Genomic DNA, 14,150 nt, shown 5'->3' on the forward strand with positions numbered 1-14,150 from the left:
GCGCCTTGCTGACGTTGGTGACGTGCTGCCGGTTGCCGATGCCGTAGTGGTGGTTGTCGCGGGCGATGACGTTGTTCTTGCCGATCTTCTCGGCCCACCAGCGCAGCTCGGCCATGCGGTTCTTGATCGTGCCGATGGCCAGGCCCTCGGCTTGCCAGCGGGCCACCAGGCCTTCCACATGCTTGGGCTTGAGGCTGGTGGCGCCCAGGTGGCGGTAGCCGGCCTCCTGGAGCTGGTTGGCGACGAGGTCGAGCACACGCTCGCGGTCGCGCTGCGTGGCGAAGCTGCCGTCGCGGTTGCGGTGGCAGAGCTGCTTCAGCTGGTAGTTCAGGTCGCGCATCCGGTTGCTGCTGGCGGTCTGAAGTCGTCGGGTCGGTCGGCTGCCCCTGGGGGCAGGTCGGGTTCGTTGTCGCTGGTGTGAAGTCGGTCTGGTAAGTGTTTCTGTCCGTCCCGAGCGCCTGAGCGCAAAGGGAACCACGAGGGACACGGGACACCACTCCCGTCTTGTGCCGAGGTCTTGCTTCTGGCCGCCGCGGCATGCGGCATTGGCCCCGACGGCGCTTGCTGCAGCAAGTCGGTCCGTCGGTTCGAGCCCATGCCCTAGGCTCGGCGGGGTGCACCACGGGGTGGTGCGCTTGTCGACGGTGCCTGCTGGCGCAGGCTGGGCGAGGGGTCGTTGGAGACCTTTATCGTCGACCCGGAAGCCGCTTTCGCGGTACCGGATGGGCGCGCCGGAGCCCGTCACGCGGGTCCGTCACTTGCGACAGCCCGGATATCCCCCGGGCATGGCCCGGGCGTGCAGGGGCTGCGTGCGCGTCGTCACTACCGGCTCGCGCCGCGTAGTGACGACGCTGCCCGTTGGCGCAGTAGATTGCGGCAGGGCGCCGCCACGGTTGCAGCAGGGCTTGATGTGGGCCGTGGCGCGCGCATCGCCGCCGTGTTGGGCCAGGAAACACGGGCAAGCCAGTCGGCTCGGCTGGGGCAGAGCATGTCGGCAGAGCCGACCTCGGACGCATATCTCCAGACCTTGCGGTCGCCGGGTTGCAGGAGATCAGGCCGGCTGGGGCACCCGCCGAAGCGGGCAGGGCGATGCGTAACGCGCATCCATCGGGCTGACTCAGCCAGCGGTTGATGGGCGGCATGCTGCGCCAGGCGGCTGCGCGGTGCAACCGCAGTGGTGACGGTCGACACCGTTGGCGGGCCGATGGTCGTTGTCAGCAGTGCGGACGCCCGCTATGGCTGCCACAGGCGGCTTACCCACCGCCGCGCGAGTCTTGCGTATGAGGCGCCGATCGCGCGGCCGTGGATAAGCGCGGTGTCCGATGGTCGGAGCCTGCCCGGCGTCCTACTCGTCGTCCTCGACATCGTGCCGGTCGCGCCGGGTGCCGTTCACATGCGCCCAGAAAGCTGTCTTGCGCGCGTGGCGCGTGCGTATCTCCGCTTCGAAGGCGTCAGGCGGGGAGAGGGGCAGCAGGTCGACGCCGCTATTCGCGATCTCCCGCAGTCTGGCCCAGTAGCGCGCCGCATGACCGTAGGCGCGGGCGTAGGCCCGGTCCAGGATGCCGTTGAGCAGGGCCCGGTAGATGACGGTCTCGCCGCGCGGGCAGTCGTGGCCGCGCAGCGCCTTGGCCAGGGGGACGAGGCTGCCGTATGCGCCGCCGTCGATGCCGGCCGGGTTGGCCAGCAGCTTCTCTTCGGCGGCGTCGGCGTCGCCGATTTGAAGCAGCACGGTCGAGGCCCGCGCGGGGTCCTTGTGCGCGAGGGCGAGCTCGCGGGCGCGGGCGATCGCATCGGTACGGGCAGGCTCCGCCAGGTGCTTCAGCCAGAGGTCGAGGTAGTAGTCCGACAGGGTGCGCTCGAACATCGCTCTCCGGATCGGCACGCTCTCGTCGAACCGTCCGAGCTTCTCCAGCGCCTCGGCCAGCAGCCCTTGCCGGCTGTCCTCCACGTGTCCCCAGCTGTCTTGCAGCCACACCAGCGCATCGGCCGGCCGGTTGGCTTCGATGTAGGCCCGGGCGAAGGACTGCCGCTGCACCGGGTTCGGATCCGGGCTGTAGTGGAGGGAGGCGCGCACCTGCACATCGGGGTCGCCCAAGGATTCGGATAAGAGCGATAACGCGCCCGAGAGCTTGAACACTTCCAGCGGCTGGCCGTCCTCCCCACGGCCAGCGGCCAACCCCGAGACCGCCCGTTCCGCCAACTGCGCGTCGAGGCGAGCCACCAGCCCGCGCTGCGCTTCCTCGCTGAGCAGCAGGCCGGCATGGCGCAGGAGGGCTCCGCGGGCGCCGTACTGGTCGGCGGAGTACAGATCCAGCAGGCGTTGCGGCCACACATCGGCCGGCGTCTCGCACCGCGCTGCCGCACGTAGCCAGTGCTGGCAGGCTGAGCGCACCGCGTCGCCGATCACGCCGTCGGAGTCGTCGGCACGCTCGAACCACGCGGCGTCCGACTCGATGAACGTCTGGAACAGGGTTAGCGCCGCCGGAGGGTCCTTGGGGCAAAGCTCTCGCTCCACCTGGTCGAGCCATCCCTCCAGGGTGCGACCGAACTCGCCGGCCTCCCGGTAGCCGTAGAACTTGCTGGAGCGCTTCCAGGCGGACAAGGTCTTCTTGAACCCGCTGGCCAGCTTGTCGGGCTGGTCGGCCAGTTGTAGGCGGGCCAGACGCGCGAGGACGGCCTCGTGGTCCTGGGCCAGCTCCAGCAGCACGGCGACCAGGTCACCATGAGCTTGGCGGGCGAGGAAAGTGGGCAGATCTTCAGCGGGCGGCTTGGCCATCGGGGTTTGCGCGAGAAGGGGTGATCAGGCCGAAGGCGAGCCAGCGCTCAGATCCCAGAACGACCCCTGCCAGTTGGAGACCTGACCTTCAGTGCCGCACGCCAGGCATCGCCAGACGACGAGGTTGTCTTCGGTAAGGCCCGTCTCGACGAAGCGTTGGTCGCGCTTGCGGCACCTGAAGCACAGGGGCCCGGGCGTGCCGTCGGGGCCGTCGAAGTCGGTGGCGTGGGCCACGACGGCGGTGACGAAGTCCGCGAACTTGCGGGCAGGGCCGCGCTCCGGGGCGATCGCGCCCTTGGGGTCGAGGTAGTGGGTGAGGTCGATGACGTACACGGGGCAGCTAGTCATTTGTTTGATGGTGGCGACCGCAGGAACCGGGCAAAGGACGATCGGCCAACGGACGTTCAGCTCACGCTTGCCCAAAGACGAGATAGCCGAGGAAGGCGAGCAAGGCGGCCCATAGCACCCATCGCCACGCCTTGCCGCCCGCGTGCCTGCCGCCCGAGCCTTCCGACCCATCCACCAACGTTTGCCGGTAGGACAGCCCCGTGCCGGGCGCGCCCACCGTACCCGTGACCTTCTCGCTTCGGACGTTGACCGATGCCCCGGGCCCACCAACCGTCCAGGACGTGCCGGACTTGCTCAAGTTAAGGGTTAACCCTTTGAAGATGCGGATGCGCTTTTGAAATCGGAACCCCATGGCTGACCTCCTGTAATGCCCTTTGTAGCTGCGGCCAAGCTCACCTGGTGAGCCAGCGGCAGCGGAAACTTACGAAGACTCAGCTCCCAGAGTGACAATCTTGCTCTATTCTGCATTTCATTCCACCGTCGCGGCAGGAGCCATGGTCACCCGAGCACCCAAAACAGACATCCTCATGATCAAGGACGTCGCCGAGTACCTGAAGGTCACCGAGAGGACCATTTACCGGCTAGCTGCGGCCAAGAAGATCCCGGCCTTCAAGGTGGGCGGGAGCTGGAGGTTTTCGCGGATGGATATTGATGCGTGGATACGGCGGCAGACCATCGTCAGCGCCGAGGTCCAGGGGACAAAGATTTGATCCCTCATTCGGAACACACTGAACGGAACAGCCCAAGCCAGCGTTGGGGTCTGTGTGATGAATCGGGCGGAGTATTTCCGTCCGCCACGGGGCGACGTGCTCGTTACCTTCCGCGATGACTACGCCTAGCCTCTACAACGCTGAGATTTCCGCAGGCTCGCTGCTGCTGCCGGAGAGTCGCCACATTGCGCGTCTACTGCTTACCCGCCCCACGGCGCAGCAGTGGGACGAGGCATTAAGGGGGGAGAACCTGCTGCAGAAGAAGCCTGCGACGGCGCGTCGGCAGGCCAGGCTGATTCGCAACCGACTGCAGACGCTGGACGAAGCGGGTTGGAGCCTGGTTTCCAGCGCTGAGGGAGAGGTGAGTTCGCAGGTGCTTCTGGCGGCGGCTATACGCCACAGCCAGTTGCTCAGTGACTTTCTGCGCGATGTCTACGCCGCTGACCTACGGTGCCTAGAGCGAAACCTGAGTCACCGACAGTGGCAAGGTTTTCTCATGGAGTGCGGGCATCGCGACCCCGCGGTGAGCGCCTGGGCAAACACCACGCGCGACAAGCTTTTCCAGGTCATCGTCCGAATCCTTGCGGAAGCCAAATACCTGGACTCCACGAGGCGTATGGGACTCACGCCACCAATATTGCACCCGAAAGTCCGCGACTACCTGCAACACCTGGGCGACCCGACCACGCTCTCCAGGATGGAACCCCAAGCATGAACAGCCGATTTGAAGAGCGCCTCAATCAAGTCCTGCCACGTCTGGCATCACCTGATGTCTTGAGCAACCGAGGTGCGGGTGGCGAGATCGGCTTCTGGATCTTCGACTACCCGCCTGAGCAAGAAATGCACGTCCGCTCCTGGTTGAGCGACGTGATCGAACCAGGCCTGCGAAAGCTGAAGCCCGAACTTCGATTTGCGACGGTTGATCTCTTCGAGTGCGTGATCTCGCTGCTGGAAGAGCGAGGTCTGCTCACCAAGGTTCTGGAGATGCAGATGAAGCAAGGTGACGAAGCCGTCCTGCGTTCACTGCGCTCGGTACTCAAGGAAGACCGGCTGGCCGCGCGCATCGTCGAGATGACCGGCGCCGCGGATCTTGACCTCTTGATCGTCAAGGGCGTGGGGGCTGTCTACCCCATGCTCCGCACGCACACGCTGCTGTCTGCACTGCACCCGCACATGCGTGATACGCCGCTGCTGATGCTCTACCCCGGCCGCTACGACGGCCAGTCCTTGCGCCTGTTCAGCAAGCTCACGGACGACAACTACTACCGGGCGTTCAGCCTCGTCTCGTGATTCAGGGAGACCCATGAAAATCAAGGAACTCTTCGTCAAGCCGATTGACCGCCCGATCAACGGCGTCATCAAGGCAGACCAACGCGACGACGAAAGCATCTGGCAGGAACTGGACGAGTACGTCACCACCAAGCAGGTGACCGAGTACCTCCGCCGGTTCTTCGACGCCTACCTGGCCACAGTCGACAACCCGACCGATCCCACCATCGCAGCGCGAATGGGCGTGTGGGTGTCGGGCTTCTTCGGTTCCGGCAAGTCGCACTTCATCAAGATCCTGTCGTACCTGCTCTCCAACCTGGAGGCCACTCACCCCAGCAATGGCGAGAAGCGCCGCGCAGCGCAGTTCTTCGAGTCGAAGATCAAGGATCCATTGCTCATCGGCGACGTGCGTCGTGCCGTGGCCGGCAAGACCGACGTCATCCTCTTCAACATTGACTCCAAGGCCGATGCCAAGAGCGACCGCGACGCCATCCTGCAGGTCTTCCTGCGCGTGTTCAACGAGATGCAGGGCCTCTCAGGCGACGCGCCGCACGTCGCCCACATGGAGCGCCATCTCATCTCGAAGGGGAGCTTCGACGTGTTCAAGGCCGCCTTCAAGGCTTCCAATGGCAACGAGTGGGATGCCGAGCGCGACGCGGTGGACTTCCTTCGTGATGACGTGATCGCAGGTCTGAGCGCTGCGCTGAAGATGTCGGCTGAGTCCGCAGGCAAGTGGTTCGACGATGCCCGTGACACCTACCGCATCAACATCGAAGGCTTCGCCGATCTGGTGCGCGCCTACCTGGACGCCAAGGGCCCCGGTCACCGCATCGTGTTCCTGGTTGACGAGGTAGGCCAGTTCATCGGCAAGAACACCCAGCTGATGCTGAACCTGCAGACCATCACCGAAGAACTCGGCGTGCGTTGCAAGGGCCGCGCCTGGGTCATCGTCACCAGCCAGGAAGACATCGACGCCACGCTGGGCGAGGCCAACCAGGCCCGGACCAACGACTTCTCCAAGATCACGGGCCGCTTCCACACGCGCCTGTCGCTGTCCAGTTCCAACACCGACGAGGTGATCTCGCAGCGCCTGCTGGAAAAGACGCCCGAGGCCAAGGCCGCGCTAGCCGCGGTGTGGAGGGCCAAGGGCGACATCATCAACAACCAGCTCTCGTTCGCCGATCATGCCGTCGCCTTCAGGCGCTTCAAGGACGCTGACGACTACGCCGCGCACTACCCCTTCGCGCCGTACCAGTTCCAGCTGCTGCAAAAGGTCTTCGAGTCGATTCGCAAGGTGGGCGCCACGGGCCGCCATCTGGCACGCGGTGAGCGGTCCATGCTCGATGCGTTTCAGACCGCTGCCGTGGGCAACGGTGACAAGGACATCGACGCCTTCGTCCCGCTGTACGACTTCTACCCTTCCATCGAGAGCTTCCTCGACTCATCCGTTAAGCGCGCTATCGACCAAGCTAGTGAAAACCCGGCATTGGAAAAGTGGGACATCAAACTGCTCCGTGCGCTGTTCCTGATTCGTTACCAGGAAGCCATCAAGGCCACCGTGGACAACCTGGCCACCCTGTGCCTAGACCGGGTGGACGCCGACAAGCTGGCCTTGAAGCGCCAGATCCAGGAGAGCCTGGCCCGGCTGGAGCGGCAAAACCTGGTCAGCCGCAACGGCGACCTGTGGTTCTTCCTGACCAACGAAGAGCGCGACGTGTCGCAAGAGATCAAGTCGGTCGACATCTCGTCGGCCGAGGTCTCGCGCCTGGTGTCCGAGCTGGTCTTCGACGAGGTGTTGGGCGGCCAGACCAAAGTACGCCAACGCGACACCAAGACCGACTACGAGTTCAATCGCCTACTCGACGGCGCGCCCTGGCGCCAGGCCAACCAGCAGCTGACCCTGGAAGTTCTGTCGCCCGTCGGTGGCGACTACGAGCTGATGACCGAAGCCAAGTGCATCGGGCGCAGCGCCGAGGGCGCCGGCCGCGTGATCCTGCGCATGGCCAACGACGCCCGCGTGGACGTGGAACTGCGCACCTATGTGCAGATCGAGAAGTACATCAGCGGCCCGAAGACCGACGCTGCCACGCCGTCGCTCAAGCGCATCTTGCTGGACCGAAAGGACGAGAACCGCGAGCGCAAGACCCGCATCCTGGCGCAGCTGTCCGACCTGCTGAGCCGCGGCGACTTCTACGCCCTGGGCCAGAAGCTGACGCTCAAGCCGCAGGGCCCGTCGGTGATCTTGGACGAGGCACTGAACTACCTCGTCTCCAACACCTATTCCAAGCTCGGCTACATCAAGGTGCGCCAAGCCGACCCGGCGGCTGAGATCCGCGCCGTGCTGGCATCGGATACCCACGGTCAGTACAAGATCGCCCTCGATGGCGAAGACGGCAATGCCCTGGCCATCGGCGAGATGCGCCAGTACCTCACGGTCGCGGCCGGCACCAGCCGCGTGCTGCTGTCCGACGTGGTGGACCGATTTGCCGGTGCGCCGTGGGGCTGGCGGCCCGAGCTGGAAACGGTGCTGCTGATTGCCCGCTTGTTCATGGCCGGCGAGATCAAGCTGGTGATGGAAGGGTCTGATCTCGACCCCAAGTCTGCGGCCGAACCGCTGACCAAGGCCGCCCGCTTCAAGCAGGTGTCCATCCTCAAGCGCAAGACAGCGGATGCTGGCACCCGCGCCAAGGCCCGCGACCTGCATCGCGAGATCTTTTCGCTTCAGCCGCCGGATGACGAAGACGGGCTGGTGGCCGCATTCCGCGACAACCTGGGTCAACGCAAAGCCGAGCTGGAGCGCGCCAAGCTCAAGGCCGAACAGAAGCACCACCCGGGTGCCGCCGAGGTGGCCAAGGCCCTGCAGGCGATTGACCGGCAACTGGCGATCCGCGACCCCTTCGAGTTTCTGAACGCCATGCTGTCGACGCGTGACGACTGGCTGGATCTGGCCGAAGACACACACGACGTGCTGAGCTTCTACAAGACACAGGCCCCGGTGTGGGCCCGCATGCTCGATGGGCTGGTCAGCTTTTCCGACAACCGCGAAGCGCTGGTCAAGGACACGGCATCGGCCCAGCCGCTGGCCGATCTGGAGGCCATTCGCGCCAACCCGAGACCGTACTCGCAGGTCAACCGCATCGAAGGGCTGCTGTCCGCGGTGGAGAAAGTCAACGAGGCCCTCGCCAGCGAGCGGCGCGAGAAGGCGCTGCTCTCCATCGACTCCAAGATCAAGGAAGCCACCCAGGCCCTTGATGACGCTCAGGCCGAGCCCGCGATGCGCAACGCCGCACTTAGGCCGCTGCAAGAGCTGAAGGCGCAGCTGGCGGGCCTGGTGAGCATCCCGCGCATCATGTTCTTGCAGCAGCGTGCGGGCGAACTGCTGGACGAGGCGATGGACAAGATCGCCGCGGCTATCGCTGCGGCGGCCAAGGCCAAGGCCGCGGTCAAGCCTGCGCCAGCGCCCACGCCGGGCGACGCACCCACGCCGCCACCACCGCCTGCGCCGCCGGCTGCCAAGCCGATCCGGGTGGTGCGCACGGCGGATCTGAACGCCAAGACCTATCTGGAAACCGAGCAAGACGTGGACGACTACGTGGCGAAGCTGCGCGCCGAGCTGATGGCTGCCATCGCAGCCGGCCACCGAGCCCGTATCCAGTAAGCGCTCCGCGCAAGCAAAACAAGACCAAGACCGATTTTCCAGGGACAGACATGAACAAGGCCAACCTCAAGAGCTACGCCCCCAAGGCTCGGCTGGACTTCATCAAGGCGGTGACCGAGCGTGCCAACGTGCTGGGCATCTCGGCCGCCGGCGTGGTGCCAGCCGAAGTGCGGGGCGACGTGGCCTTGATCGACGGCCGTGAGTGGCCCGCCAAGGTGGCCGGCCAGCGCGACGAACTCATTGCCCGCATCAAGCGGCATGGGTTCGAGCAGACCATGGACGAGGTGGCCTACACCTGGTTCAACCGTTTCGCCGCGCTGCGCTACATGGAGATCCACGACTACCTGGGCCACGGCTGGCGCGTGCTGTCCAGCCGTGATGGTGGCTTGCCCGAAATCCTTCGCCACGCCAGCGAGGTGACGCTGCCGGGTCTGAACCCAGGCCACGCGCGCGAAATGCAGCTGGCCGGCAACCAGGACAACGAGCTCTACAAGCTGCTGCTGGTGGCGCAGTGCAATGAGCTGTCACGCGTGATGCCGTTTCTGTTCGAGCGCATCGACGACGACACCGAGCTGCTGCTGCCCGAGAACCTGCTTCGCACCGACTCCATCGTGGCCAAGCTGGTCGAGCAGGTGCCCGAGGAAGACTGGCTAGAGATTGAGGTGATCGGTTGGCTGTACCAGTTCTACATCAGCGAGAAGAAGGACGAGGTCATCGGCAAAGTGGTCAGGAGCGAAGACATACCTGCTGCCACTCAGCAGTTCACACCCAACTGGATCGTGCAGTACTTGGTGCAGAACACGTTGGGTCGGCTGTGGCTGATGGCCAACCCCAGCAGCACGCTGCCCAGCCAGTGGACGCACTACATCCATCCAGCCGAACAGCCGCCCGAAGTGAGAGCGCAGTTGGACTCGCTCATTCAGATGCGCGTCGGCGGGGTCGGCGGCATGCTGAACCCCGAAACCATAACCGTGCTGGACCCCGCGTGTGGAAGCGGGCACATCCTTGTCGTAGCGTATGACGTTCTGAAGGCTATCTACCTTGAGCGTGGTTACCAACCCCGAGCTATTCCGCGTCTGATCCTGGAGAAGAACCTCTTCGGGTTGGATATTGATGATCGGGCTGCCCAACTTGCTGCCTTCGCCCTGCTGATGAAAGCGCGCGCCGACGACCGCAGACTCTTCACCGAAGCCCCAAAGCTCAATGTAGTTAGTTTGCTGGAAAGTAAGGGCCTAGACATTGGCGAGATTACGACGCACCTCGCCCAGTTCGGTCTCCAGCGCACCTCAACCAGCGCCTTGGTGGAAGTCTTTGAAGGGGCAAAGACCTTTGGCTCCCTGATTCGAATTCCTCCGCCGCTAAGACAAGAACTGACTGGGATGGCGAATGGGTTAGAGAAAGCTCTAGGCGATGGCGACCTCTACGCCCAACAAGCCGCCAAGGACCTACTGCCACTGGTCTTGCAGGCGTTGATGCTCTGCATGCGATTCGACGCGACGATCGCCAATCCTCCGTACATGGGTGGCAAATTCTTCAATCCCAACCTGAAGGAGATGATCAATAGTCAGTATGAAAGCGCAAAGGGCGACTTGTACGCAAGCTTTCTGACTCGGAATCTAGAGTTCGCCGCTGACGGTGGATTGATTGGGATGATAACCATTCCGAACTGGATGTTTCTTTCTGGGTTTGAAGATCTGAGGCGATCGGTATTTATGGAATCCACGATCGAGACTTTTTGCCACAATGGGCGAGGTGTGTTTGGATCCGATTTTGGAAGTTGTTCCTTCACGATTAGGAACATGTGTCAATCTGACTACAAAGGTACATACAAGCGACTCTTCGATAAGCAGGGTAGTGTCGCGACCAATGAAGAACTAAACGCCCGGTTCTTTGGCACAGCGCCGTTTCTGGTCTCGGTAAATCAATTTCTAAAGGTGCCAGGAATTCCTTTGGCTTACTGGGTTTCGGATCGGATAAGGAATGTCTTCGAAAATTCAGCGCCACTGAGTGATCGGCTTTTAACGCGGTTGGGTATGTCGACCGCCGACAATGAACGATTCCTGAGATATTGGCACGAAGTAGATGTCTTCAAGGTGGCATTCCAAGCAGTCGACGCAAGCGATTTGAGTGGTGTCCAAAAGAAATGGTTTCCTTATCAAAAGGGTGGGCTGTTCAGAAAATGGTATGGAAATCATGCCTATGTTGTGAATTGGGAGAGAGACGGCGCCGAGGTGCGAGGAAATATAGACGCATCGGGCCGAATCCGGTCTCACAACTACAATGGAGAGTATGGGCTTCGTGAAGGCATTACGTGGTCTGATGTTACCTCTGGCGCGAATGCATTTCGCTACATGCCGAAGGGGTTCTTGTTCGATGGTAGGGGTTCTGCCGGGTTTTCCGAGTCCTCAGAGTCGCTAGCCGTTAGTCTCGGCCTACTTAACTCAAAGGTGAGTTTCCAATGCATTGCCGCAATCAATCCAACGATTGCAATAAATGTTGGTGAGATTGGTAGAATCCCTTTTCATAAGGCTGTAGATTCGGTTGCGTCCGCTGTGTCGGCTATCGTCAGGCGGACTACGGAACTGGCGAAGGCAGACTGGGATTCATTAGAAACCTCGTGGGATTTCAAATCGGTCGAATGGGCAAGACCGTCCGGCCTCGCGCAGGGCTCAGTCGCATCGTCCTGGGCTTCGTGGAAGGGAGTATTGGACGAGCGCAGGCACGAGATGAAGGCTCTCGAGGACGAAAACAACTTGCTGCTGATACGGGCTTATGGCCTCGAAAGCGAGTTCTCGCCCGATGTGCAAGAAGATGAAATCACCCTGGCTCGCGCAGATCGAGAGAAGGATTCGCAGCGTCTGATTTCGTACGCTGTCGGCTGCATGATGGGCCGTTACAGCCTTCGGGAGCCAGGACTAATCTATGCCCACACCGGCGGCCTTGGATTCGACTCGGAAAGGTACGGGTCGGCATTCCCGGCTGATGCCGACGGCATCATTCCACTGACGGACCACAGATGGTTCGAAGACGACGCTGCCAGTCGTGTGGGCGAGTTTCTTCGCGCCGTTTGGGGCACCGATGCTCAGGAGGAGAATATGGACTGGCTCGCGGGTAGCCTTGGCGCGAAGAGTAGCGAGGCGCCCGACGAAGCCATTCGCCGCTACCTTGCTGAAAAGTTCTTCAAGGATCACTTACAGACCTACAAGAAGCGCCCTATCTACTGGCTCTTCGGAAGCGGCAAACAAGGCGCCTTCCAAGCGCTGGTGTACTTGCATCGCTACAACGAGGGCACGCTGGCACGGATGCGCGCTGAGTACGTGGTGCCGCTAATCGCCAAGATGGCGTCCCGTGTAGACATGCTGGACAAGGACGTGGGTGCAGCATCGTCGGCAGCCGCCCGCACCAAGCTGCAGAAACAGATCGAAGCGCTGCGCAAGAAGCAGATCGAGCTTCTTGCCTATGACGAAAAACTTCGACACTACGCCGACATGCGCATTGCGCTGGACCTGGACGACGGCGTGAAGGTGAACTACGCGAAGTTTGGCGACCTGCTCGCCGAGGCCAAAGCCATCTGCGGCGGGAAGGACGAAGACTGATGAAGATCGAATCGATTCACTTCCACGATGTTGGTCCTCTGGGCGACCGCGTGGTGGACCTCAAGAGCGATTGGGATGGCGACATCGAGAAGCTGGTCTTGCTGTCTGGCCCCAACGGCTGCGGCAAGTCCACGGTTCTGAGGGCCGTCGCCATGCTCTGGGAAGCCTTGGGGCATTGGTTGGCGCACCGCAAGCCATTGCCCAAGAGCCATCCTGCTCGCGAGTGGCTGCAGCGCTGGGGCGCCTGTGCCGTGGTGCTGAGCGGCACCCCGATTGAAGGGCGCTCGGTCGGCCTGGTGTTTGGCGATTTGCAGTGGTGTGAGCAGCTCCAGGAGCGCCAGCCCGAGGTGTGTTGGGTTGGCGAGAGCGTGGCACGGACCGGCAAGCCCGGTAATCCGAAGCGCGAGCTCTTCCTTCCCGAGGGTGACCTGTTGACACGATGGAGCGATGCCCATCGGCGCATGGTGCTGTCGTTCGACAAGACCGACGCCCCCAACATCGTTTTTCTTGACGCAGAGGAGCGGCGTTGGGTCTCTGCAAGGCGGAATGTGGGCGAGTTGATGGCCGACTCCCCTGCTCGACGCTGGTTGCCCAAGTACGTAGCCAGTGACGACTGGAAGGATCAGCTGGAGGCTTCGCTCATTACGCTGAAAACCACCCAACTGCACAAGTACCACGAGGTCTTGCGGCTGATGAACGGCTTTCTGTCCGGCAAGGAGATTGATCCTGACATCCAGCAGGGCGAGGGCCGTTTGCGGGTCAAGCTCAAGGACAGGCGAGGGCAACACCACACCTTGGATGAGCTGAGCGCAGGGGAGCACCAGGTCCTGATCCTGCTGTTCCTCGTCGCGCACTGGGCCGAGCGGGGAGCCGTCGTGCTGATCGACGAGCCGGACCTGTACCTGCATCCTTCGCTGGTCAGCGGTCTTTTGGCAAGCTTGGAGGGCTTGGTCGCGAAGCTCGATGGGCAGTTGATGATCACCTCGCACCAGCCAGATGTCTGGCAGCGCTATGAGGCGACAGGACGTCGGGTTGAGCTAGGTGGGAGGGATCGGGCCGATGAATATTGAAGATCGAGTTCGGCGAATCAAGACCCAGTCGGTTGGTTCGACGGGGGTTCGCGTTCTGCTCGTTGAAGGGCCTGACGACGTTTCCGCGTTTCGCATCTTTTTGAAGAACAGAGCGCAAGCTGCTGGCTGGGAGCGCAAATGGCATTTGGAGCCAGCAGGTAACAAGCGCCATGTGCAAGCGATGCTTGGCCTTGAACCCACATGGCTGGGTGTGGTCGACCGTGACGACTGGACCGCCGCCGAATGCCAGTCAGCGCTCCAGGCAACGCCCAACTTGCTGCTGCTTCCCCGTTACTGCCTTGAGAGTTACCTGATTGATCCTCAAGAGCTTTGGCCTGCCCTTGGGCCGGTACAGCAAGCGAAGGTGGCCGGTGGGCTTCCAGCGCTGGAGCAGGCCGTGATGGCGCAGCTGGCGCACTGGGTTCGACATGCCGCTCTGTGGCACACCATCAATCCACTTTGGCGGGCTCTACGGGCAAAGGGTTTCCCCAATGGAGTGCTCGATCCCGCGAAAACAATCGCAGATGCAGCGCTATTGGTTGAGCTGACCAACTGGCACAACACTCTCGATGCCAAGGTCGTGCTGGGGCAAGTTCAAGCGCAAGAAGCGCAGCTGGCGGCGCTGCCCGACGCGGACCTCCTTGCCAATTGGATCTACGCCAAAAAGTTCTACCCCATGGTGGTCCATGGCGTTCTGGAGCGGCTGCTGGGTCATATGCCTAA

11 protein-coding genes are annotated in these 14,150 nt (G+C 62.5%); 7 read left to right on the plus strand and 4 right to left on the minus strand.

Annotation, left to right across the window (positions count from 1 at the left end; translation table 11 throughout):
• From ACOVRJ_RS16575 to ACOVRJ_RS16590, 4 genes are all read right to left on the minus strand, one after another.
• The coding region (locus ACOVRJ_RS16575) for a phage integrase N-terminal domain-containing protein (RefSeq protein WP_422044941.1) at positions 1-340 on the minus strand (340 nt) is incomplete at its 3' end.
• Between the two features lie 1,005 nt (positions 341-1,345).
• On the minus strand, positions 1,346-2,776 hold the full coding sequence (locus ACOVRJ_RS16580) for a DUF6880 family protein (protein ID WP_422044942.1): 1,431 nt from the start codon (positions 2,774-2,776) through the stop codon (positions 1,346-1,348).
• 24 nt (positions 2,777-2,800) lie between these two features.
• Entirely contained in the window at positions 2,801-3,109 is a 309-nt protein-coding gene (locus ACOVRJ_RS16585; protein WP_422044943.1) for a hypothetical protein, read from the minus strand.
• Between the two features lie 76 nt (positions 3,110-3,185).
• Positions 3,186-3,476, minus strand: coding sequence for a DUF4236 domain-containing protein (locus ACOVRJ_RS16590; RefSeq protein WP_422044944.1), 291 nt, complete (start codon positions 3,474-3,476; stop codon positions 3,186-3,188).
• 100 nt (positions 3,477-3,576) lie between these two features.
• Between ACOVRJ_RS16590 and mads1 the strand changes: the two genes are divergently transcribed.
• The 7 genes from mads1 to ACOVRJ_RS16625 form a co-directional block, all read left to right on the plus strand.
• Positions 3,577-3,834: a methylation-associated defense system helix-turn-helix domain-containing protein MAD1 gene (mads1, locus tag ACOVRJ_RS16595; RefSeq protein ID WP_422044945.1), complete on the plus strand. Its 258-nt coding sequence runs from the start codon at positions 3,577-3,579 to the stop codon at positions 3,832-3,834.
• Positions 3,835-3,949: 115 nt separating this feature from the next.
• Positions 3,950-4,549, plus strand: a complete 600-nt coding sequence (locus ACOVRJ_RS16600) for a DUF1819 family protein (RefSeq protein WP_422044946.1) — start codon at positions 3,950-3,952, stop codon at positions 4,547-4,549.
• Positions 4,546-5,124 carry a DUF1788 domain-containing protein gene (locus ACOVRJ_RS16605; protein ID WP_422044947.1) on the plus strand — a complete coding sequence of 193 codons (579 nt, stop codon included), beginning with the start codon at positions 4,546-4,548 and terminating at the stop codon, positions 5,122-5,124. The genes ACOVRJ_RS16600 and ACOVRJ_RS16605 overlap by 4 nt, the downstream gene beginning before the upstream one ends.
• A gap of 13 nt (positions 5,125-5,137) precedes the next feature.
• Positions 5,138-8,761 carry a BREX system P-loop protein BrxC gene (gene brxC / locus ACOVRJ_RS16610; protein WP_422044948.1) on the plus strand — a complete coding sequence of 1,208 codons (3,624 nt, stop codon included), beginning with the start codon at positions 5,138-5,140 and terminating at the stop codon, positions 8,759-8,761.
• 50 nt (positions 8,762-8,811) lie between these two features.
• The gene (gene pglX / locus ACOVRJ_RS16615; RefSeq protein ID WP_422044949.1) at positions 8,812-12,357 is read left to right on the plus strand and encodes a BREX-1 system adenine-specific DNA-methyltransferase PglX; all 3,546 of its coding nucleotides are present in this window, start codon (positions 8,812-8,814) and stop codon (positions 12,355-12,357) included.
• Positions 12,357-13,427, plus strand: a complete 1,071-nt coding sequence (locus ACOVRJ_RS16620) for an AAA family ATPase (protein WP_422044950.1) — start codon at positions 12,357-12,359, stop codon at positions 13,425-13,427. The genes pglX and ACOVRJ_RS16620 overlap by 1 nt, the downstream gene beginning before the upstream one ends.
• Before the next feature lie 397 nt (positions 13,428-13,824).
• Positions 13,825-14,150 (plus strand): hypothetical protein (locus ACOVRJ_RS16625; protein WP_422044951.1); only part of this gene is annotated, 326 nt, incomplete at its 3' end.

The sequence above is a fragment of the Roseateles sp. genome (assembly GCF_049240545.1).
GTDB lineage: Bacteria > Pseudomonadota > Gammaproteobacteria > Burkholderiales > Burkholderiaceae_C > Paucibacter_A.

Excerpts from the sequence above, each read along its gene's own strand:
- ACOVRJ_RS16580 (WP_422044942.1), bottom strand. The coding sequence starts at position 2,776 with ATGGCCAAGCCGCCCGCTGAAGATCTGCCCACTTTCCTCGCCCGCCAA.
- ACOVRJ_RS16590 (WP_422044944.1), bottom strand. The coding sequence starts at position 3,476 with ATGGGGTTCCGATTTCAAAAGCGCATCCGCATCTTCAAAGGGTTAACC.
- ACOVRJ_RS16600 (WP_422044946.1), top strand. The coding sequence starts at position 3,950 with ATGACTACGCCTAGCCTCTACAACGCTGAGATTTCCGCAGGCTCGCTG.
- ACOVRJ_RS16605 (WP_422044947.1), top strand. The coding sequence starts at position 4,546 with ATGAACAGCCGATTTGAAGAGCGCCTCAATCAAGTCCTGCCACGTCTG.
- brxC (WP_422044948.1), top strand. The coding sequence starts at position 5,138 with ATGAAAATCAAGGAACTCTTCGTCAAGCCGATTGACCGCCCGATCAAC.
- pglX (WP_422044949.1), top strand. The coding sequence starts at position 8,812 with ATGAACAAGGCCAACCTCAAGAGCTACGCCCCCAAGGCTCGGCTGGAC.
- ACOVRJ_RS16620 (WP_422044950.1), top strand. The coding sequence starts at position 12,357 with ATGAAGATCGAATCGATTCACTTCCACGATGTTGGTCCTCTGGGCGAC.